Source organism: Paralimibaculum aggregatum, from assembly GCF_030270585.1.
Taxonomy (GTDB): Bacteria; Pseudomonadota; Alphaproteobacteria; order Rhodobacterales; family Rhodobacteraceae; genus Thermohalobaculum; species Thermohalobaculum aggregatum.
The window spans coordinates 1-315 of record NZ_BSYI01000166.1; the positions used below are offsets into that span (position 1 = coordinate 1).

Here is a 315-nt window from a genome sequence, read left to right on the forward strand (position 1 = left end):
TCGGAACGTCTCCGCCTCCGACGGCCCGGTGGCGACGCCGAGCACCTCGCGCCGGCCGCCCGTGTTGACGCCCACGGCCACTATCACGGCCACGATCACGGCCAGGCTGACGATCCGGCCGCCCTCGCGAACCTTGAGATAGGTGGCGTCGAGCCGGAGATAGGGCCAGCGGCCCTCGATCGGGCGCGAGAGGAAAGCCTGCACCCGCTCGTCGATCTCGGCGCAGAGCCGCGACACCTGGCGCTTCGAGACCCCGCTGCCGCCCATGGAGCGCACGAGATCGTCGACCGCGCGCGTCGAGACGCCGTGGACACA

General features: G+C 71.7%; 1 protein-coding gene. It reads right to left on the reverse strand.

Going from position 1 to position 315, the window contains the following annotated elements:
• Positions 1-315, reverse strand: a 315-nt coding sequence (locus QSJ97_RS24790; RefSeq protein WP_285675177.1) for a transposase, incomplete at both ends; no start/stop codon positions are given.